The following is an 18059-nucleotide window of genomic DNA, read 5'->3' as shown; positions in this document are numbered from 1 at the left end:
CGAAGGGAGTGTGATGCTTAACTATGTTTTCAAGCGCCTGCTGGGGTTGATTCCAACTCTGTTGATCGTAGCGGTGCTGGTATTTTTATTTGTTCACCTGCTACCCGGCGATCCGGCCCGGCTGATTGCCGGACCGGAGGCTGACGCTGAGGTTATCGAACTGGTGCGTCAGCAGTTGGGTCTGGACCAGCCGCTGCATATTCAGTTCTGGCATTACATTACTAACGTGTTGCAAGGCGATTTTGGAACCTCAATGGTTTCTCGTCGCCCGGTCTCCGAAGAGATAGCCAGTCGTTTTATGCCATCGCTATGGCTGACCATTGCCAGCATGGCGTGGGCGGTGTTATTCGGCATGACGGCAGGGATTATTGCTGCTGTATGGCGTAATCGTTGGCCGGACAGATTGAGTATGACGCTCGCTGTCACCGGGATCTCTTTCCCGGCGTTTGCGCTCGGCATGCTGCTCATGCAGATATTCTCCGTTGAGCTTGGCTGGTTGCCCACCGTTGGAGCTGATACCTGGCGGCACTATATCCTCCCGTCTATTACCCTGGGTGCGGCGGTGGCTGCGGTGTTAGCCCGGTTTACCCGCGCTTCGTTTGTCGATGTGCTCAGTGAAGACTATATGCGTACCGCGCGGGCCAAAGGGGTGAGTGAAACCTGGGTGGTGTTAAAACATGGTTTGCGCAATGCGATGATCCCGGTGGTCACCATGATGGGGCTACAGTTTGGCTTTTTGCTTGGCGGCTCGATTGTGGTTGAGAAGGTGTTTAACTGGCCAGGGCTTGGGCGGCTGTTGGTGGACTCAGTCGAAATGCGCGACTACCCGGTGATTCAGGCCGAGGTGCTGTTGTTTTCTCTGGAGTTTATTCTTATTAACTTAGTGGTGGATGTGCTCTATGCCGCCATTAATCCGGCTATCAGGTACAAGTAAGGATGCGATTTTTTAACTGGCGCCGACAGGCGATTTTAAATGCGATGCCCCTTGTTAAGCCTGAGCAGATACGCACGCCGTGGCATGAATTCTGGCGTCGTTTCCGTCGCCAGCGCATGGCGATGTTAGCGGGGTTATTTGTCGTGCTGCTGATAATGGTGGCGATTTTTGCTCGCTGGTTAACGCCATTTGATGCCGAGAATTACTTCGATTATGACCGTCTGAATGACGGACCGTCGATGCTGCACTGGTTCGGCGTTGACTCGCTGGGGCGGGATATTTTTAGCCGCGTGCTGGTGGGGGCGCAAATCTCGCTGGCGGCGGGGGTCTTTGCCGTATTTATTGGCGCGGCGATTGGCACCGTGCTGGGTCTGCTGGCGGGATACTACGAAGGCTGGTGGGATCGACTGATTATGCGTATCTGCGATGTGCTGTTTGCCTTTCCGGGTATTTTGCTGGCGATAGCCGTGGTCGCTGTGCTGGGCAGCGGCATTGCAAACGTGATTATTGCCGTGGCCATTTTCTCCATTCCGGCCTTCGCGCGGCTGGTGCGCGCAAATACGCTGGTGCTAAAGCAGCAGACCTTTATTGAATCCGCGCGCAGTATCGGCGCCAGCGATGCGACCATCATCTTCAACCATATCCTGCCGGGTACGGTTTCATCGATCGTGGTCTTTTTTACCATGCGAATTGGCACGTCGATTATCTCTGCCGCGAGCCTGTCATTTCTGGGATTGGGTGCGCAGCCGCCGACCCCGGAGTGGGGGGCAATGCTCAATGAAGCCCGCGCTGATATGGTGATCGCGCCGCACGTGGCGATTTTCCCGGCGGTGGCGATATTCCTGACGGTACTGGCGTTTAACTTACTCGGAGATGGTCTGCGCGACGCGCTGGACCCGAAAATTAAAGGATAAATCACAGGGCCGGATAAGACGTAACGCTTATCCGGCCTACAGTTGGGTTGCGCTTATTTAAACGCGGGTGCCCCACAGATCGTATTCATCAGCGTTTTCGACCTTCACGCGGATGATATCGCCAGGTTTCACCTTGGTTTCGCCATTCAGGTATACCGCCCCGTCGATTTCCGGAGCGTCAGCCATGCTGCGGCCAATCGCGCCTTCTTCGTCAACTTCATCAACGATAACCAGAATTTCGCGGCCCACTTTCTCCTGCAAACGTTCAGCAGAGATTTGCTGTTGCAATTGCATAAAGCGGTTCCAGCGTTCCTCTTTCACCTCTTCCGGGATTTGGTCCGGCAGGTCATTGGCGCCAGCGCCTTCTACCGGGCTGTATTTAAAGCAGCCCACGCGGTCCAGACGTGCTTCCTTCAGGAAGTCGAGCAGCATCTGGAAGTCTTCTTCCGTTTCACCTGGGAAACCGACAATGAAGGTTGAGCGCAGCGTCAGTTCAGGGCAGATTTCACGCCACTGCTTGATGCGTGCCAGTTGTCTGTCCACGGAGCCTGGGCGTTTCATCAGCTTAAGAATACGCGGGCTGGCATGTTGCAGCGGGATGTCCAGATACGGCAGGATTTTCCCTTCCGCCATCAGTGGGATCACGTCATCAACGTGCGGATAGGGATAGACGTAATGCAGACGAGTCCAGATCCCCAGTTTTGATAACTGCTCGCACAGATCAACCATGCTGGTTTTGACCGGCTCGCCGTTATGGAAACCGGTGCGATGCTTCACATCCACGCCGTACGCGGAAGTATCCTGAGAAATGACCAGTATCTCTTTTACGCCCGCATCCACCAGACGTTTGGCTTCGCTGAGGACGTCGCCAATCGGACGGCTCACCAGATCGCCACGCATCGACGGAATAATGCAGAACGTGCAGCGGTGGTTGCAGCCTTCAGAAATTTTCAGATAGGCATAATGACGCGGAGTGAGCTTGACGCCCTGTTCAGGAACCAGGCTCAGGAACGGGTTGTGCTTTGGTTTGGGCACATAGTGGTGAACGTGTTCCAGAACCTGTTCGTAGCTATGCGGCCCGGTGATTTCCAGCACCTTCGGGTGGACTTCACGGATCTGATCGACTTTCGCGCCCAGACAGCCGGTGACGATCACCTTGCCGTTTTCGTTCAGCGCTTCGCCGATTGCTTCCAGCGACTCCTGAACCGCGCTGTCGATAAAGCCACAGGTGTTAACGATAACCATATCCGCGTCGTCGTAGCTTGGCACAACGTCATAGCCTTCGGTACGAAGTTCGGTCAGGATGCGTTCAGAATCGACGAGGTTTTTCGGGCAGCCGAGGGAGACAAAGCCGATTTTCGGCTGGTGGGTTACATTGCTCATAGCGTAAAAATTGTTCAGTTATTGGAATATTCAGGGCACGGATTCTACAGAGTTCTGAATAAAAATTGTATCGCAATCTCATACCATCAGTCGCCACGCCCAGCGTGGAATTAAAGATTATTTGTAAATTATGTTAATTTTAGGTGATGGATTGATCCTGGACACGACTTTGTTCAAAAAACGACCATACTATTAAGTTGCACCATAGTTGGAAAGAGGAGGAACAAAGTATGGTTGTTGACAGACTGAGAACCGATCTTCTCAACAAATTGATAAACGCCCGTGTCGAACTTGCCGCTTATCTGCTGTTGAGAAAAGCGAAAGGCTACATGTCAGTCAGCGAGAGCGATCGTCTGCGTGATAATTTTTTTGTACTGAATCGCGAATTGCACGAGCAATCACAGCTTCACGGTATGCATCTTGATCAGGAAGAGTGGAATGCCCTTCATCGTGCTGAAGGGGCGTTAGCCGCCGCCGCTGTTTGTCTTATGAGTGGACATCACGATTGTCCAACTTTTATCGCCGTTAACGCAGAGAAACTGGAAAACTGCCTGACAACGCTGACGCTAAGTATCCAGTGTTTGCAATCTTATTCAACGCTGGAACACGTCTGAATCAGGGGGAGGGCGCTCCCCCTTTTCGTTAAGATTATGTAAATGTGGCGGGATAATTCCCCTTGCTGGCTACGCTTTATGCAGAGCCATTAAGGAGGTGTTATGCGTCGACTCTTTCTCTGTGCTGTCCCACTTGCGCTATTTTCCTCTTATGCCGCCGCGGTAGAAGTGGAAGTGCTGCAAACGAAACTCGATCATCCGTGGTCGCTGGCGTTTTTACCCGACAATCGCGGTATGCTCATTACGCTTAAAGGCGGCCAGCTTCGACTTTGGCAGTCAGGGAAGGGGCTTTCCGACCCGCTGACCGGCGTACCCAAAGTCTGGGCGAATGGTCAGGGGGGATTGCTTGATGTGGCATTAGCACCGGATTTTAAACAATCCCGCCGGGTGTGGCTTAGCTTTGCTGAAGCTGACGGTGAAGGTAACGCCGGGACAGCGGTTGGTTACGGACGACTGAGCGACGATCTCAAACATCTGCAAGGGTTCCAGACCATTTTTCGCCAACAGCCGAAGCTCTCCAGCGGAAACCATTTTGGCGGACGTATGGTTTTTGATGGCAACGGTTATCTGTTTATTGGCCTTGGTGAAAACAATCAACGTTCTACCGCACAGGATCTGGATAAGCTGCAGGGCAAGGTCGTACGACTGACCGATGAGGGAAAAATTCCGCCGGATAATCCGTTTGTGAAGAGGGCAGGAGCGCGGGCAGAGATTTGGTCATATGGTATCCGCAACCCGCAGGGGATGGCGATGAATCCCTGGAGCGATACGCTGTGGCTCAATGAGCATGGTCCACGCGGGGGCGATGAAATCAATATCCCGGAGAAAGGGAAAAACTACGGCTGGCCGCTTGCGACCTGGGGCGTTAACTACAGTGGTCTTAAAATTCCCGAAGCAAAAGGCCCAATTGTTGCTGGAACAGAGCAACCCATCTTTTACTGGGAAAAGTCACCGGCGGTCAGCGGAATGGCTTTTTATAATAGCGATACCTTCCCACAGTGGCGGCAGAAGTTATTCATTGGCGCGTTGAAAGATAAAGAAGTGATCGTGCTGAGCGTCAAAGGGAATGCCGTCACCGAAGAGGGTCGTCTGTTGCAGGAAAGGGGACAGCGGATCCGTGATGTGCGCGTCGGACCAGACGGGTACTTATATGTACTAACCGACGAGTCCGACGGGGAATTACTGAAAGTGAGTCCCTGATTGAGTTAGCTGACCGGGATCATCACGACTTTTTGAAACGCCGGACGTTCGGTCAGTTGTTGATACCAGTGTTCCAGATGTGGGCGCGGGGTCCAGCTCAGACCAACGTTGAACAGGTTATAGATGAACGGCGCAACGGCGATATCGGCAGTGCCAAATTCAGCCCCGGAGAACCATGGCTGGTCCGCCAGCGCGTTATCCAGAATAGCAAACAGGTTATCGCACACCTGACTACCCGCCTCGATTGCCGCCATATCGCGTTTCTCGGCAGGGGTTCTGACCAGGCCAAACAAGATAACCCGATGCGCAGGACTTAGCGTCTGGTTTGCCCAGTCCATCCATTTTTCACCGACGGCGCGCGCGGCCGGGGCGTCAATCCACAAACGCTTTTGTCCGTACTGAGCTGCCAGATAGCGGACAATGGTATTGGATTCCCACAGAACAACGTCCGTTTCATCATCGCGTAGCAGCGGGACCAGTCCGTTCGGGTTGAGTGCCAGATAGTCGGCATCGCGGTTACCGCCATGCTGTCCGCCCGCCAGAATTTGGTTATACGGCAGTTCCAGTTCCTCGAGCGTCCACAATACTTTTTTTACGTTGGTCGAGTTATTGCGACCCCACAGTGTAATCATAGTAACCCCGCAAATTAATTGAGCAGCTTTATGGCTGCAGATGCCATCTGACTAGCCCACATGGTGGGGTAAACCTAATATTTACGCAACAAAGTCTAAAAAAATCGTGCCAGGAGCAGCGCAGCGCGGTGTTATTGCATAAACTTTAAAAACTTTACCAACTTACGGTTTCTTTAAGCTCGTTAGTGCGTTATTACTCACCGCACTTATTTTACACGTCATCCATCAGACCTTTTCTGCATGGGTTGGCCAGGGTCGCTTGGCTGGTTTTGTGTAAACACGGTGTGGTATGACGTGGTTTTTTGGAATGGATACTCGGGTGGCATTTATGACGCAATACTTCTCTTCACTTCGCAGCTTTGCTGCAGGTTCTGCACTCTTAATCCTTTTGTCGCCGAGCGTACAGGCGGCGGAGCAACCAACGGCCCCACCGAGCGTCGACGCGCGCGCGTGGATCCTAATGGATTACGCCAGCGGTAAGGTACTGGCGGAAGGTAATGCTGATGAGAAACTGGATCCTGCCAGTCTGACCAAGATCATGACCAGCTATGTAGTCGGTCAGGCGCTGAAGGCCGGGAAAATTAACCTCAACGATATGGTCACCGTGGGCAAAGACGCCTGGGCGACCGGTAATCCGGCCCTGCGCGGTTCGTCGGTTATGTTCCTCAAGCCCGGCGATCAGGTTGCAGTGTCCGATCTGAACAAAGGCGTTATCATCCAGTCTGGTAACGATGCCTGTATCGCACTGGCTGATTACGTTGCCGGCAGCCAGGAATCCTTCATTGGTCTGATGAACGGCTACGCGAAAAAACTGGGGCTGACCAATACCACTTTCCAGACCGTGCATGGCCTGGATGCGGCAGGACAGTTCAGTACCGCACGTGATATGGCCCTGCTCGGGAAGGCGCTAATCCACGATGTACCGGAAGAGTATGCTATCCACAAAGAGAAAGAATTTACCTTTAATAAAATCCGCCAGCCGAACCGCAACCGTTTGTTGTGGAGCACCAACCTGAACGTGGACGGTATGAAAACCGGTACTACGGCCGGGGCGGGATACAACCTGGTCGCTTCTGCGACCCAGGGGGATATGCGCCTGATCTCCGTGGTGTTAGGGGCGAAAACCGACCGCATTCGTTTTAATGAGTCAGAAAAGTTGCTGACCTGGGGCTTCCGCTTCTTTGAAACCGTTACGCCGATTAAACCGGATGCCACTTTCGTGACGCAGCGCGTCTGGTTTGGCGATAAGAGTGAGGTTAATTTGGGCGCCGGAGAAGCGGGCTCGGTGACTATCCCGCGTGGTCAGCTCAAAAACCTGAAGGCCAGCTTTACCCTGACCGAACCACAGTTAACCGCGCCGCTGAAGAAAGGCCAGGTTGTGGGGACTATCGACTTCCAGTTGAACGGGAAATCCATCGAGCAGCGTCCACTGATGGTGATGGAGGCCGTGGAAGAGGGGGGATTCTTTAGTCGCATGTGGGACTTTGTGATGATGAAATTCCACCAGTGGTTTGGCGGCTGGTTCTCTTAATCTTAGCGTTTGCCGGATGACGCTATCGCCATCCGGCAGTATCGCTTAATACATCAGTTTGATACGTTGCGCTTTCGCGTACTCAACAAACGCCTCGTCAGGACGGCTATCGCTGACGATGGTATTAAAGCGTTTTACTTCACCCATCCGCGCAGGACGCACCTTACCAAATTTGCTGTGATCGACCACCAGCACGTGATGCTGCGCCATCGACATCGCCCAGTGTTTCACCGGTAGCTCTTCCAGGTTAAAACAGGTCGCGCCTTTCTCAATATGAACGCCAGCTGCGGAATAAAAAGCGATATCCGGGCACAGGTTGTTCAGCGTTTCCTGGAAATCAAGCGGTTTGAAAATTGCGTTGCTGGCATGGAATTCGCCACCACACAGAATGACGCGGCACTGCGGTTTTTCCTGTAGCACCAGAAACGTATTCAGCGAGTAGCAGATTGCGGTGAAAGGCAATTCATTGTCGATAGCCTCAATGATCCACGGCGTGGTGGTACCACAGTCGAAAAAGATAGTCTGGTGTGCCTGCACGAGGCTTGCCGCCATCTGGGCGGCATGGCGCTTTTCATCAACCAGTCGGGATTTTTGATCGCTGATTAAATAGTGATTGGCGCTGCGGGGTTCCAGAACAATATAGCCCCCGAGCAAGACGACGGGAGCATCGTGATTATTCAGGTCGCGACGAATGGTCATCTCAGATACGCCCAGCAGCGTCGCGGCTTCTTTGAGGTGTAATTTATCGCTGCGTTTCAGCGCCTGCAGTAATTGACCAATACGCTCGTCGCGTCGAGTTTCCATAGTTCCCCTGGAGAGTAGAATAAGTGCTCAGTATCGCGCTTAATACTACTCTTTTTACCGTGGGTTAGTCACGCACCCAGCCTTTACGGATGGGCAGAGCGAAGCAGGCGCGATAGCCATTTTGCAAGCCGAGGTACAGGGGCGTGCCAAACCGCTGCCAGATCATCTGGGCGCTCAGGCAGCCAATCAGTCCGGCGAGTAATCCTCCCAGCATATCCAGCGGCCAGTGTACGCCAAGGTAGACCCGCGACCAGGCAATCGCCACAGCAACGACCATCAGCAGAGCGCCCGTCCACAGGCGATGCCAGAACAGGAAAGCCAGTGCAAAGGTAAAGATAACCGTACCGTGATCGCTCGGGAAAGAGTCATCCGCCGCATGATGCAGGAAGTTGTAACCGATGTGGTTAACAAACGGACGATCGTGAGGGAACAGATGCCCCATCAGCCATGAAATCGTCAGACCGACGATCAGCGCAATCGCCATTTTTATAACTAACTGGCGCTGGAGAGTAACCTGGGCCCGCGGCCCCCAAAGCCAAAGCACAACGGCTAATAGCGGTACGATGTTAATCAGGTCTTTGGCAATAAAAATGGCAAGCGATATCATCCATTGCGCAGAGTCCGGCGTGGCATTGATGAGATAAAAAAGTGAGTTGTTCAGATTTTCCAGCATAACGTCCAGACTCAGTGTAATCGTTAAAAAGGCCCAAGAGGGGAGAGCATAAAATTGCTTTCACGGGATAAAAAGCGGTCTTGTCTTATTTGTCTGTTAAATGACTATTTTTCAGACAATTAATGAGACTTATTGAACATGATAGCGGCCTCAACTTAAATTAACCTTAACGCAAAATGTTCCTGAGCAAATGAGTGTAAAAATGTGCGCAATTTGCTTTCAAATCACATAATTCACTATCACCAGTACGGCGCATTTATTACACTTTGCGCGATTTTTCTATAGTTAAGAGACTGCATGCAGAACCGTTTATCTTCAGGCGCCCGTTTGGGGCGTCAGGCATTACTTTTCCCTCTCTGTCTGGTGCTTTACGAATTCTCTACTTATATCGGCAACGATATGATCCAGCCCGGAATGTTGGCGGTGGTGGAGCAATATAATGCCGGATTAGATTGGGTGCCCACATCCATGACCGCCTATCTGGCTGGCGGCATGTTTTTGCAGTGGTTATTAGGACCGCTGTCGGATCGAATTGGACGTCGCCCGGTGATGTTAACCGGCGTGCTCTGGTTCATTGTGACCTGCCTTGCAACCCTGCTTGCGCAGAATATTGAGCAATTTACCTTCCTGCGTTTTTTACAAGGGATAAGCCTGTGCTTTATTGGCGCGGTGGGTTACGCCGCAATTCAGGAATCCTTTGAAGAAGCGGTGTGCATAAAAATTACCGCGCTGATGGCAAACGTAGCGTTGATTGCGCCCCTGCTGGGGCCGTTGGTCGGTGCAGCCTGGGTACATGTTCTGCCGTGGGAAGGGATGTTTATCCTGTTTGCCGCCCTGGCCGCCATCTCTTTTTTTGGTCTGCAACGCGCGATGCCGGAGACGGCAACCCGGCTTGGTGAAAAGCTGTCGATTAAAGAGCTGGGCAAAGATTATAAGCTGGTGCTGAGGAACGTGCGCTTCGTTGCAGGTGCGCTGGCCTTGGGTTTTGTCAGCCTGCCGTTACTGGCGTGGATTGCGCAGTCCCCGATTATTATCATCAGCGGTGAACATCTCAGCAGTTACGAATATGGCCTGTTGCAGGTACCGATTTTTGGCGCGTTGATTGCCGGTAACCTGGTACTGGCGCGCCTGACCTCGCGAAAAACCGTACGTTCGCTGATTATCATGGGCGGCTGGCCAATCGCCGTCGGGCTGGTGATTGCCGCAGCGGCCACGGTGGTGTCATCCCATGCGTATCTATGGATGACGGCGGGTTTAAGCATCTATGCGTTTGGTATTGGCGTGGCGAATGCGGGACTGGTACGTCTGACGCTGTTTGCCAGTGAAATGAGTAAGGGCACGGTTTCTGCCGCCATGGGTATGTTGCAAATGCTGATTTTTACCGTCGGTATTGAGCTGAGTAAACACGCTTATCTGCTCGGAGGAAACGGCTTGTTCAGCCTGTTCAATCTGGCAAGCGGCGTACTGTGGGTGATTCTGATGGTTATCTTCCTGAAAGATAAACGGGTAGGGGATTCACGGGAAGGTTAAAGCCCGGTTGCCCGGGCCAGGCAAAAACTTAGTGGTGATCGTCAATCTGGTGTTCGATGATCATTCCTTCACCGACGCTTGCAACATGTCGCGCATAAGGATGTGCGCGATAGACAGGGGCCGGGGCAGGCGCCGGAGCAACATACACCGTTTGTGGCGCGGTGGTAACGCTGACCGCCTGCGGAACGCTGACGGAAGAGGGCACTACCACCACCTTATAACCGCTTGGTACATCAACGGTAACGCTTTGCGCAAATGTTGTCCCCGCAAAACCCAGCAACAATGTCGCTATCAGTACACTTTTCTTCATAATCCGCTCGTCTGAATATTCACTGGAGGTAATAATCCAGCGGGTTAATTTGAGGCGGATTATGAATAGATCATGCCATCATTTTGTTGCCGTCTGTGCTGAGGCGTTATTGCGTAAACGGTGCTTCATTCTTTAACACGCGGTCGATAATATCCAGCACGCCCTCTTCGTTGTTCGACCCTGCGCGATATTTTGCCGCCTGGATAACCGGCTCATGGGCGTTCGCCATTGCAAAACTAAATCCTGCCTGACGCAGCATCTCAATATCATTGCCGCCATCGCCAAACACAACAACCTCATCGTCGGTAATATTCCAGCGTTGTTGCAGCAGACGCAGACCGTTTGCCTTATGCACACCGGGTATAATTAAATCGATGCTGCCGTAGCCGGTATGTACCGGCACCATAATGTCGCCAATCGCCTCATGGAGGTCAGCCTGCACCTGGGGGATACGATCGTCTGAAATATTTAGCCCGAACTTGAAGAAAATGTCGTTGAGGTTGTCAAAATTATCCACAAATTCAAGACGATGATAATACATGGCGGAGACCGTCTTATGCTCATCGCTGTACCGCTTCAGGGTATAGGCGCTATTTTTACCGCAGGCGATAATGTCGATGTCCGTACGTGTCAGCAGATGTTCCACAATGGCCTGGAAATCGTCTTTTGCCAGCTCGCCGTTAAAGACATCTTCCCCTTCACTGACCACCCATCCGCCGTTTTCGGCGACAAATGAGATTTCACTGGCCAGTTCAGGGAAAAAGGAGATGAGCTGGTAATACTGGTTGCCGCTGGCGACCACAAAGCGGATCCCTTGTTCTTTCATCTGACGGTATTGCGCCATAAAGCGCTCACGATTATAGGTTTTTTGGTCGCTTAAAAATGTGCCGTCCATGTCGACTGCAATCAGTTTGATACGCATTAGCTGTTCTCCATCACAGTGGTGTTTTTGAGATCCGGTTTTGCCACCGCTTTCGCGACGATGGCGGCGACAAGCACCAGCGCCAGCACCACCAGCATAGCGCTACGCAGGCCGTAGTGTTCACCCAGGTAGCCCAGCAGCGGTGGTCCAACCAGGAATGCCAGATAGCCGGTAGTGGCGACAACGCTGACGCGGGTTGGCGCATCGGGGCCGGTGTCGCTGGCAGCCGAAATGGTCAGTGGGAAGCCCAGTGATGCGCCGAGTCCCCACAGAATAACGGAAACACCCGCCACCCAAGTGCTGTCGACAAAAATAATCAGGCTAATCCCAAGAGCACCCATTAGCGCACTGGCGCGTACTACCGCGACGCGGCTGTAGCGGTCGATGAACCAGCCGCCAGTAAATCGTCCAACGGTCATGCCCAGCGTAAATCCGGCATAAATCAGCGAGCCTGATGTCGGGCTAAATCCATGTCCGTCCACCATCAGTAGCGGAAGCCAGTCGTTGGCGGAACCTTCAGCAAATGCCATTGCGAGCACCACGACGCCAATCAGCAATAGCTGAATATCGCGATAAAAAGGCAGTCCTTTTTCGCCGGAGTGAGACCCGTCAGCGGCATTTTTACCCGTACCGTCAGGAATGGCTTTGATAGCGATGAAGATAGGGGTGATAGCCACCATCGCCGCCAGCAAGATATGCGCGGTCGCCGGTACGCTGAAGGCGGTAAGCATCATCCCGACTCCGGCACCCGCCAGCGTTCCCAGGCTGTAAAAACCGTGCATCATCGGCAGTACGGTTTTATTCATTTCGCGCTCAACAGCCGCACCTTCGACGTTGATGGCAACTTCTGCTGCGCCAAAGCTGGCGCCGAACACGCCCAGACCAAATGCGAAAAGCCATGCGGAATGCAGCCAGAGCGCCACGCTGAGGATTGCCATTCCGAGGACTGCGCAAGACATGGTGGTGCGGATCACTTTACGCGTGCCAAATCGTTTCACCAGCCAGGCCGAACAAAGAATGCCACTCATCGAACCAATTGAAAGTCCAAACAGCACCGCGCCCATTTCGGCGGTTGAGATGGAGAGGATATCTCTGATGGCAGGGGTACGCGTTGCCCAGGAGGCCATTAATAATCCTGGTAAAAAGAAGAACGTGAACAGTGCCCAGGTGCGACGTCTTAAGGCTTTGCGTGATGAGATGCCAGTCATGAATTCGAGCCGAAGAAAAGAGGAAAGAAGACAACCTTAGCAAGGTTGTGTACATTTGTACACAAATGCAAGAAGAGGTAATGCAGTGCGACGTGCGAACGATCCGCAACGGCGGGAAAAAATAGTTCAGGCGACTCTGGATGCGGTAATAGCCCATGGTATTCATGCGGTTACACATCGGAAGATTGCGACAATTGCTCAGGTGCCCTTGGGTTCTATGACCTATTACTTTTCGGGAATTGATGAGCTTTTAATGGAGGCGTTTGACCGTTTTACTGACAGGATGATGCTGCAGTATCAGGCTTTTTTTGCCGACGTTGCGGATGCGTCGCAGGCTTGCCATGCGATTACCGATATGATTTACAGCTCCCAGGTCACGACACCCGATAACATGGAACTCATGTATCAGCTGTATGCCTTCGCCAGCCGTAAACCGGCACTAAAAACGGTGATGCAAAACTGGATGTTACGCAGCCAACAAACGCTGGAGCAGTGGTTTGCTCCGGTTACGGCGCGGGCGCTGGATGCGTTTATTGAAGGGATGACGCTGCATTTTGTCACGGACAAAAAGCCGCTGCGGCGAGAAGATATCTTGCTGATGGTGGAGCGTATTGCGGGGTTGCCCGCAACGGTCAGTTGTGCATAGCGCCGCCGGTAATATTCACCACCGTTGCGGTGATTGCTCCGGCATGGTCTGAAGCCAGAAAGGTCATTACCTCAGCGATTTGTGCAAGCGTAGGCAGACGCCCAAGCATGGTACTTTGCGCCGCACCAGCTAACCATTGTGCGACGGTAATACCCATTGACTGCGCTTTAGCGGTAAAAATTTCCCCGGTATAGGAACCGGCCTGAACGGCATCCACAATCGCATGCGAACGCACGCCGACGACCCGAATATTCGCCGGCCCCAGTTCGCTGGCAAGCGCTTTAATAAAGGCCTCTGTTCCCGCGCAGCCGACGATGTGTCCCAGATGTCCAGGCATCGCCATCGGGGCCGCGGGCGCAACAACGGTGAGAATGACGCCCGCACGATTGCCACCCATGTGTGGTGTTACGGCTTTTGCGATATTGAACTGCGCCGAGAGGAAAGGGGTGATACCGCTCATAAACTCAGAAAGGGATAATGCCTCGATGCGTTTGCCCTGTTCATGCATAAAGCCGGTTGCGTTAACCACCACATCCATTCCACCGGTTTGCTGCGCAAGGTGAGTAACTAGTTTTGAGGTGCCGTATTCGTCGAGTACATCGGCGACAAAGGTTTCGACGGCACCGCCCGCGGTTCGAATGCTACTGGCCGCCCAATCCAGCTTTTCCTGACTGCGCGCGCCCAGATACACATGAGCGCCTTCACGCGCCATAGCATGCGCAACTGCACTGCCTATAGCGCCGCTGCCACCGAAAATTACCGCGACTTTGCCTGCGAGTAACATAGCAACCACCTATTACCATTTAGCTCTGACTAAAAGTATGTGTCATAACCAGCATGCTGCAAATGCGAGAGAGTTTCGGGGGGAGGGAGTCAGCGAACGCAAAATTCAGGCAACAAAAAACCCATTTATGTAAATGGGTTAATTAAAACAACGAGTTGCATAATAATCAATAAGTTAGTTTAGTGGTGAGAAGTGACGACTACGGGGCATTGCCAACTGCTGCCGCCACTTTGTCGCCACTTGGCAGCGTAGCCAACGGGTTGAAGCGCAGGGCAGTTTCAAGATGATCTGGTGCCAGATGAGCATAGCGCATAGTCATTTTAATGTCGTGATGACCTAGGATTTTCTGCAAGGCGAGGATGTTTCCACCTGACATCATAAAGTGAGCAGCGAATGTGTGGCGCAGAACGTGGGTAAGCTGCCCGCGTGGCAGCACGATAGAGGTCTTATCCATTACAGATAAAAACTGGAAATAGCAGTCGGTAAAGAACCTGAAGCCGTCAAGGGCAATGATTTCCTCATACAGCTCTTTGCTGATCGGAATGCTACGGTTCTTTTTGCCTTTGGTCCTGACGAAAGTGATTCGATATTTTGTGACTTGAGAGCGGGTGAGGTTCACTGCTTCGCGCCAGCGTGCTCCGGTGCTCAAACAGATTTTAACGACCAGTGCGAGTAGGGGACTTTGGCGGTTGCAGTCGTACAAAAGCTCAGTAATTTGTTCATGCGTCAGCCAGGCCATCTCCTTTTCTGCGATGGTGAATTTGCGCATGTTCTCCAGCGGGTTCGGCGCTGTCCATTCACCTAGTCGGGCCAGTTCGCTAAAAACGCCGCTAAGATAGCTTTGCTCAAGGTTGATAGTTACCGGGCTGGCACCTTTTTTCCACTTGTTGCTAAAGTAAATTTCACCCGTTAGGCGTTTATCACGGTAATGCGCGAACAATTTGGAACTGAGATCTGTAGCGAGAGGATTTCCGAGGGCATCGACCATCAAGAGTAGCTTGTCGTAAACATGCTCGCCAGCGGTAAGGGATTTGCCGTGCAGTTTGAACCAGAGTTCAACGATGTCTTTCAACGTCCGACGGTCTACCGATTCACCTAGCCAGGGTTTCGCCTCCGTCTCATCCATAGTGTGGCGTTCAAAAGCCAATGCTTCACCTTTGGTGACGAACTGTTTACGCACACGCCGCCCGCTGCGCCCTGCGGGGTAGCATTCGCATATCCATTTACCTGTGTCGAGTTTTCGTACTGCCATAAAAAAGCCCTCATGTTTGAGGGCTAAATTTAACTGTATGTTTGAACAGTGGTCAATGTATGAATTTCATAAATTCAAACATCATCTACTTAAGTTCTTAAGGCCTTTGATAAGCGGTCACCTATTGCTCGTTTCCAAACTTTATTATGAACGATACGCTCATATTCAAGGTCACCATTAATGATCTCTGCTTTAGTTAATTGGGATAATATTTCCCAATCTTTTTTAAAAATGTAAGTAGCGTTATCAAGAAAAATGCTTTCAAGTACGTATATATTTTTACTTTCAAAACCAAAGATAAAATATCCGTTGAATCCCGCATGACCAGTAGCAATGAAATCAGGTTTGTAGACATTGATTAACTTGAGTCTGGATTCAATGACCTCTCTATCGCTATCTGATGCTGAAGTTTTTTGGGTGTTAGAAACTATTATTTTCGAAATTTCGTCCCATGGGTATTTCCCTTTAGGTAATACAGTCCATAACACTTTTTTGAATTTTGTTGTTATTAATGGTTCTTTTTCTGTATCTAAAATTTCTATCTCCTCGAAACATTCGAGCATTAAGTTTATAATGTGGATGTTTAACTCTGAATTTTCTTCGGATAAATTTAGTAAAGGTGAAGTTATGTATGTCCCATTTTTTGTTTTAGCAACAGAGATCATTATCGCAGGAGCTGGAATATGCTCTCTTGCTATCCGCATAGCTGTTCGTGTGCGCATCCCATAATGAGGATTTCTATGCCAGTCGTATGTAGTGCTTGTATATGAAACGCTGTATTGTTCTTTTGGCAAATCAGGTCGTAGGATTTCCTTTCCGTTAGCATTGAAACTAGTAAACTTACCAATAACACTTGGTATTATCGATAGGCCTTCTTCTGGCGAAACGCCAAAACCAATTTCAACTAGCTTTTCAGGTCCTAAATCATCTAATTTGATACCTAATGTTATATTTTCTTGACCACCACAACATTTCAAAAAACGATCTAATGTTCTAATGGAATTAGCTTTAAATTTCATTACAAACTCTCCTTAGCTAAGCAACGATCAGTTCATCTTCGGGGATTTTATCAGTAAGGATTTTTTCAGTTAGGGCTAGTGATTCACGATATTCTTTAGCCTCTGCAAACATCGTCCAATGCGCATCAATACTCATTTCTTGAATCGTAGATTTGATGTCTTTTATACCAACATTGAAGAACTCTTTGCGTGAGTTAACTTTGTTCACTTGCTTATCGTTAAACACTTTGTGGAGATGATTTTCGAGTGATGGTGCATCATCACTGTAGATCATTGCATGCACATCGAATGAGAAAGGTACGCTGGCATCACCCAACTCACGGACGCGATCGAGCGGTTCAAGTCTGCGCGTCATCCCAATCTTATAAACGTTTTCTCCAAAGGAGCCGATGTTACTGATCACATATACGTGACCAGAGCGTGTTTGCTGCGCCATCGAGATAGCTCTTTGGTTTTTTGCTTCAGCTTCTTCGTATTTAATTTGTAGCTCAGCCAGTTTCTGTTCGAGGGCTATACGTTGTTCTTCGCCAGCAAGCATCAGTTCTTTAGTCGCTTTATCAATGGCCTGTTGAATTGCTTTTTCTTCTTTTTCAGCTTCTTTTATCGCTTTTTCATACTCGCGACGTGCTTTTTCTTCTTCACGTAACTGCTCTTTGATTCGTCTTTGTTCTTCTTTTTCCTCGAGCATAATTTCATTTACAGCAACCCCCCATTTAAGCTCGTTGAGTCGAGCCTGTAAGTAAATATCGGTGATCTTAGCGGACCTAAAGGCTGAACCGTTAAAATTCACAAGCTCAAATGCATCTTTTATTTCTTGGGATAGTTTACCGTAATTGTTATGCTTAATTTTCGAAAGGGTGCTATCAACCTTCCCGTTAAAAGCATCTAGTACAAAATTGATTGCGGTGTTTCGTCTGTTCGGTTCGACATATTCACAGCTTGCAGCTTTGCTTGTTTTGATAAGAGACTTGGTTAACTCCCTGGCTTTTTGCAGCTCTTTCCCGGCATCCGTAAATTCATAATTCTCTGCCAGTTCGTCCAAAACACTTCGGTTTGGAACTATCCATTCATCACCGTACCCTTCAATTTTATTTTTCATTGACTTGGCTACAGCCTGATAGGTCTCTGCGAACTCTTTTGCTTCATATGCGGACCCCGCAATTTCTTTTGCACGTATCTCAGCATCTGCGATTATTTTCATCGCATTATCATTTGCATTAGAGATCAGTTCATCCGCTTTACTATTCGCGTTATCGAGTCGTTCTTTGGCTTTCAAGCGGGCATCACGAGCATCTTGGGTGATAGCGACAGCTTCGCTATTGGCATTGCTTATTGTTAATTCAGCCTGGTGGTGGGCTTCGTTCACTGCTCTTGCAGCTTTTTTTTGAGCTTCTTCTATCTTTTCTTTGGCTATGGCGTCAGCAGTTTTTATCTTCTTCTCAGCATTTAGGACTGCATTATGCAATTCTTGATACTGCCATAAGGGAGCTGCTTTCCCTTCAAGTTCTGCGTGTTCGCGTATAGCCTGGGCTAATTTTTCCTGTGTTTCACCTAATTCACCTCCAAGAGTTTTATTACTGGAGGCTAAAACACTCATTTCCTCTCGATATTTTTTACTTTTCTTGAAAAGTACAACGGATAAAATGGGAGAGAGCAATGCTAATAAGAGTACTACTATAATAAATAAATCCATTTCAAAATCC

At 50.5% G+C, this 18059-nt stretch carries 18 protein-coding genes; 7 read left to right on the top strand and 11 right to left on the bottom strand.

Annotation, left to right across the window (positions count from 1 at the left end):
- Nucleotides 1–13: 13 nt before the first annotated feature.
- Both gsiC and gsiD read left to right on the top strand, forming a co-directional pair.
- Complete coding sequence (gsiC, locus tag HVZ52_RS15180; RefSeq protein ID WP_016152391.1) at nucleotides 14–934, top strand: glutathione ABC transporter permease GsiC; 921 nt, start codon at nucleotides 14–16, stop codon at nucleotides 932–934.
- Between the two features lie 2 nt (nucleotides 935–936).
- Complete coding sequence (gene gsiD / locus HVZ52_RS15175) at nucleotides 937–1848, top strand: glutathione ABC transporter permease GsiD (protein WP_016156084.1); 912 nt, start codon at nucleotides 937–939, stop codon at nucleotides 1846–1848.
- Between the two features lie 57 nt (nucleotides 1849–1905).
- Here gsiD and rimO read toward each other — a convergent pair whose 3' ends face one another.
- On the bottom strand, nucleotides 1906–3231 hold the full coding sequence (gene rimO, locus HVZ52_RS15170) for a 30S ribosomal protein S12 methylthiotransferase RimO (RefSeq protein ID WP_016152393.1): 1326 nt from the start codon (nucleotides 3229–3231) through the stop codon (nucleotides 1906–1908).
- Nucleotides 3232–3461: 230 nt separating this feature from the next.
- On the opposite strand from rimO, the gene bssR reads away from it, so the two are divergent.
- Together bssR and HVZ52_RS15160 are read left to right on the top strand one after the other, a co-directional pair.
- The gene (gene bssR / locus HVZ52_RS15165; RefSeq protein WP_094760733.1) at nucleotides 3462–3845 is read left to right on the top strand and encodes a biofilm formation regulator BssR; all 384 of its coding nucleotides are present in this window, start codon (nucleotides 3462–3464) and stop codon (nucleotides 3843–3845) included.
- 102 nt (nucleotides 3846–3947) lie between these two features.
- Nucleotides 3948–5045 carry a PQQ-dependent sugar dehydrogenase gene (locus HVZ52_RS15160; protein WP_181598413.1) on the top strand — a complete coding sequence of 366 codons (1098 nt, stop codon included), beginning with the start codon at nucleotides 3948–3950 and terminating at the stop codon, nucleotides 5043–5045.
- 5 nt (nucleotides 5046–5050) lie between these two features.
- Here the strand turns inward: HVZ52_RS15160 and HVZ52_RS15155 are convergent, their stop codons facing one another.
- A complete protein-coding gene (locus tag HVZ52_RS15155; protein ID WP_016152396.1) occupies nucleotides 5051–5677 on the bottom strand; it encodes a glutathione S-transferase family protein in 627 nt (208 codons plus the stop codon).
- 328 nt (nucleotides 5678–6005) lie between these two features.
- Here HVZ52_RS15155 and dacC point away from each other — a divergent pair, with 328 nt between their 5' ends.
- Nucleotides 6006–7208 (top strand): serine-type D-Ala-D-Ala carboxypeptidase, encoded by a 1203-nt coding sequence (gene dacC, locus HVZ52_RS15150; RefSeq protein ID WP_065554553.1) that lies wholly within the window; start codon nucleotides 6006–6008, stop codon nucleotides 7206–7208.
- Between the two features lie 45 nt (nucleotides 7209–7253).
- On the opposite strand, the gene deoR is transcribed toward dacC, so the two are convergent.
- Together deoR and ybjG are read right to left on the bottom strand one after the other, a co-directional pair.
- Nucleotides 7254–8012: a DNA-binding transcriptional repressor DeoR gene (gene deoR, locus HVZ52_RS15145; RefSeq protein WP_131381001.1), complete on the bottom strand. Its 759-nt coding sequence runs from the start codon at nucleotides 8010–8012 to the stop codon at nucleotides 7254–7256.
- 64 nt (nucleotides 8013–8076) lie between these two features.
- On the bottom strand, nucleotides 8077–8685 hold the full coding sequence (ybjG, locus tag HVZ52_RS15140; RefSeq protein ID WP_016156091.1) for an undecaprenyl-diphosphate phosphatase: 609 nt from the start codon (nucleotides 8683–8685) through the stop codon (nucleotides 8077–8079).
- A gap of 297 nt (nucleotides 8686–8982) precedes the next feature.
- Between ybjG and HVZ52_RS15135 the strand changes: the two genes are divergently transcribed.
- Nucleotides 8983–10215, top strand: coding sequence for an MFS transporter (locus HVZ52_RS15135; protein ID WP_047501216.1), 1233 nt, complete (start codon nucleotides 8983–8985; stop codon nucleotides 10213–10215).
- 28 nt (nucleotides 10216–10243) lie between these two features.
- On the opposite strand, the gene HVZ52_RS15130 is transcribed toward HVZ52_RS15135, so the two are convergent.
- The 3 genes from HVZ52_RS15130 to HVZ52_RS15120 all read right to left on the bottom strand — a co-directional run bounded on the left by HVZ52_RS15130 (nucleotide 10244) and on the right by HVZ52_RS15120 (nucleotide 12655).
- Entirely contained in the window at nucleotides 10244–10525 is a 282-nt protein-coding gene (locus tag HVZ52_RS15130; RefSeq protein WP_019076373.1) for a hypothetical protein, read from the bottom strand.
- Nucleotides 10526–10631: 106 nt separating this feature from the next.
- Nucleotides 10632–11447 (bottom strand): Cof-type HAD-IIB family hydrolase, encoded by an 816-nt coding sequence (locus HVZ52_RS15125; RefSeq protein ID WP_016156094.1) that lies wholly within the window; start codon nucleotides 11445–11447, stop codon nucleotides 10632–10634.
- Entirely contained in the window at nucleotides 11447–12655 is a 1209-nt protein-coding gene (locus tag HVZ52_RS15120) for an MFS transporter (protein WP_029139467.1), read from the bottom strand. The genes HVZ52_RS15125 and HVZ52_RS15120 overlap by 1 nt, the downstream gene beginning before the upstream one ends.
- Before the next feature lie 85 nt (nucleotides 12656–12740).
- Between HVZ52_RS15120 and HVZ52_RS15115 the strand changes: the two genes are divergently transcribed.
- On the top strand, nucleotides 12741–13301 hold the full coding sequence (locus HVZ52_RS15115; protein ID WP_029139468.1) for a TetR/AcrR family transcriptional regulator: 561 nt from the start codon (nucleotides 12741–12743) through the stop codon (nucleotides 13299–13301).
- On the opposite strand, the gene HVZ52_RS15110 is transcribed toward HVZ52_RS15115, so the two are convergent.
- The 4 genes from HVZ52_RS15110 to HVZ52_RS15095 form a co-directional block, all read right to left on the bottom strand.
- Entirely contained in the window at nucleotides 13288–14085 is a 798-nt protein-coding gene (locus tag HVZ52_RS15110) for an SDR family oxidoreductase (protein ID WP_181598412.1), read from the bottom strand. The two genes, HVZ52_RS15115 and HVZ52_RS15110, sit on opposite strands and share 14 nt — an antisense overlap.
- 199 nt (nucleotides 14086–14284) lie before the next feature.
- Entirely contained in the window at nucleotides 14285–15337 is a 1053-nt protein-coding gene (locus tag HVZ52_RS15105; protein WP_181598411.1) for a tyrosine-type recombinase/integrase, read from the bottom strand.
- Between the two features lie 89 nt (nucleotides 15338–15426).
- The gene (locus tag HVZ52_RS15100) at nucleotides 15427–16356 is read right to left on the bottom strand and encodes a hypothetical protein (RefSeq protein ID WP_181598410.1); all 930 of its coding nucleotides are present in this window, start codon (nucleotides 16354–16356) and stop codon (nucleotides 15427–15429) included.
- A 16-nt stretch (nucleotides 16357–16372) separates the two neighbouring features.
- Nucleotides 16373–18049, bottom strand: a complete 1677-nt coding sequence (locus HVZ52_RS15095) for a DUF4041 domain-containing protein (RefSeq protein ID WP_124038722.1) — start codon at nucleotides 18047–18049, stop codon at nucleotides 16373–16375.
- Nucleotides 18050–18059: the final 10 nt, after the last annotated feature.

Source organism: Citrobacter sp. RHB36-C18, from assembly GCF_013814485.1.
In the GTDB taxonomy this organism is placed as follows: domain Bacteria; phylum Pseudomonadota; class Gammaproteobacteria; order Enterobacterales; family Enterobacteriaceae; genus Citrobacter; species Citrobacter braakii.
This window is presented reverse-complemented; position numbering and strand designations above follow the sequence as displayed.

Coding starts and splice junctions, on each gene's coding strand:
- gsiC (WP_016152391.1), top strand. CDS start 14: ATGCTTAACTATGTTTTCAAGCGCCTGCTGGGGTTGATTCCAACTCTG.
- gsiD (WP_016156084.1), top strand. CDS start 937: ATGCGATTTTTTAACTGGCGCCGACAGGCGATTTTAAATGCGATGCCC.
- rimO (WP_016152393.1), bottom strand. CDS start 3,231: ATGAGCAATGTAACCCACCAGCCGAAAATCGGCTTTGTCTCCCTCGGC.
- bssR (WP_094760733.1), top strand. CDS start 3,462: ATGGTTGTTGACAGACTGAGAACCGATCTTCTCAACAAATTGATAAAC.
- HVZ52_RS15160 (WP_181598413.1), top strand. CDS start 3,948: ATGCGTCGACTCTTTCTCTGTGCTGTCCCACTTGCGCTATTTTCCTCT.
- HVZ52_RS15155 (WP_016152396.1), bottom strand. CDS start 5,677: ATGATTACACTGTGGGGTCGCAATAACTCGACCAACGTAAAAAAAGTA.
- dacC (WP_065554553.1), top strand. CDS start 6,006: ATGACGCAATACTTCTCTTCACTTCGCAGCTTTGCTGCAGGTTCTGCA.
- deoR (WP_131381001.1), bottom strand. CDS start 8,012: ATGGAAACTCGACGCGACGAGCGTATTGGTCAATTACTGCAGGCGCTG.
- ybjG (WP_016156091.1), bottom strand. CDS start 8,685: ATGCTGGAAAATCTGAACAACTCACTTTTTTATCTCATCAATGCCACG.
- HVZ52_RS15135 (WP_047501216.1), top strand. CDS start 8,983: ATGCAGAACCGTTTATCTTCAGGCGCCCGTTTGGGGCGTCAGGCATTA.
- HVZ52_RS15130 (WP_019076373.1), bottom strand. CDS start 10,525: ATGAAGAAAAGTGTACTGATAGCGACATTGTTGCTGGGTTTTGCGGGG.
- HVZ52_RS15125 (WP_016156094.1), bottom strand. CDS start 11,447: ATGCGTATCAAACTGATTGCAGTCGACATGGACGGCACATTTTTAAGC.
- HVZ52_RS15120 (WP_029139467.1), bottom strand. CDS start 12,655: ATGACTGGCATCTCATCACGCAAAGCCTTAAGACGTCGCACCTGGGCA.
- HVZ52_RS15110 (WP_181598412.1), bottom strand. CDS start 14,085: ATGTTACTCGCAGGCAAAGTCGCGGTAATTTTCGGTGGCAGCGGCGCT.
- HVZ52_RS15105 (WP_181598411.1), bottom strand. CDS start 15,337: ATGGCAGTACGAAAACTCGACACAGGTAAATGGATATGCGAATGCTAC.
- HVZ52_RS15100 (WP_181598410.1), bottom strand. CDS start 16,356: ATGAAATTTAAAGCTAATTCCATTAGAACATTAGATCGTTTTTTGAAA.
- HVZ52_RS15095 (WP_124038722.1), bottom strand. CDS start 18,049: ATGGATTTATTTATTATAGTAGTACTCTTATTAGCATTGCTCTCTCCC.